This window comes from Paenibacillus sp. S28 (assembly GCF_016624415.1).
Classification (GTDB): domain Bacteria; phylum Bacillota; class Bacilli; order Paenibacillales; family Paenibacillaceae; genus Paenibacillus_AQ; species Paenibacillus_AQ favisporus.
Genome location: NZ_JACVTM010000041.1, coordinates 1 through 1475 on the forward strand (window position 1 = coordinate 1; position 1475 = coordinate 1475).

Here is a 1475-nt window from a genome sequence, read left to right on the forward strand (position 1 = left end):
TGAACTGTGACCCGGATTGTGGACGGTTTAAAAGAAACAGCCCTAAGCCTAACCAGCAAGCAGGTGGCCTCTGAATTCGTCGGGGGTCATCTTTTTTAATGTCCACTGATATCGCTCAGAGTTGTAGTAGCTTATGTAATCGGCAACACGTTCCCTTACTTCATCAATGGTTTGGCAATCCATAAAATCAACATCATCTTTCATATGACCAAAAAATGATTCCATGGGGGCGTTGTCCCAGCAATTGCCCCTTCGTGACATGGATTGCTTGAAGCCGGCCTTGGTGATGAGCAGACGCGTTTTGGGGTGCGTGTAGTGCATACCTTGGTCGGAATGCAGAATGGCCTCAGGGTGAATGTTTCCTTCTAATCGCTCTATCAGATGATGGAGCGTCCGTTCCACGAGTGTAAGCTCAAGCGTACCTGCCACGCATGCGGCAAGGATCTGTCTTGTCGCTCCGTCTTTTACACAGGAAAGGTACGCCCATCGTCCGCTGCCATAACGCACATAAGTAATGTCGGTGAGAAACACCTTCTCAGGCTCGCTCTGGTCAAACTGCCGCTGAAGCAGGTTAGGACAGGCTCGGTGTTCGTGAGTTGCCTTTGCCATTTTGCGATACGGATTCGCTTGACGTATCACCGCAACAAAGCCGGCCTTACGCATGAGGCGACGAATCTTTTTGTGGTTCATGACAACACCGCTTATCTGCTCAAGACGCATTTTAATGACCAGAGCGCCAGCTTTGCCGCTCAGCGCGAGAAAGTGCTGCTTGATCAGTTGAATGTCTTGCTCGTCGACAGCTTCACGAAGCTGTCGAGTCTCTTCAGCCGCGAGCCATCTGTAGTAGCCACTTGGACTTACGACCGCAAGCTCGCACAGATAACGCGTCATGCGTTTTAGTCCATATGCACGAATCGTACGATAGATGATTTCGTAGCGCTCGGAGGGTGTTAGCGTTTCTTTTGCTGCTCGAGCGCATCGAGCTTTTTTAGCAAGTCCACCTGCGCTTCAAGCAGTTTGATTTTAGCCTTTGCCCGTTTCAATTCATCTTCTGCCGACAACTCACCTGATGGTTTTCGGCCAGTGCTGCCCTTGCCTCGTCGTTCCGTCATGAGTCCCTTCTCTCCATATTGGTTGAAGGTATCGCGCCAGCGCTTTAAGCTGTGTTTGGGCTTCTGATGACCGATGACATCCAGGTTAAAGCCAGCCTGAATAAAGATCTCGGAAGGCGTCTGGCCTTGCATGTAGGCTTGTATTGCTGCTAGCTTGAATGCAGGCGTATATGTGATGGCCGACTCGGTCACACGCAGTACATTGGGGTTTGCCTCTAACATCCCCATCTGTTCTTCTGTAAAAACCACTCGTTTCAACTTTCCCATATCGATCCGCTCCTTAACTATTATCTTGATTAAAACACAAATGACCCACAAGAGGGTCACTTTTTTCAAAGTGTCCTTCTTATGGGTCACAGTTCA

Annotated in this window: 1 pseudogene; it reads right to left on the reverse strand. The window is 49.4% G+C overall.

Annotated features, from left to right (window positions below):
• Positions 1–48: 48 nt before the first annotated feature.
• Positions 49–1370: pseudogene (locus tag IAE55_RS33530) on the reverse strand (IS3 family transposase).
• Positions 1371–1475 lie beyond the last annotated feature (105 nt).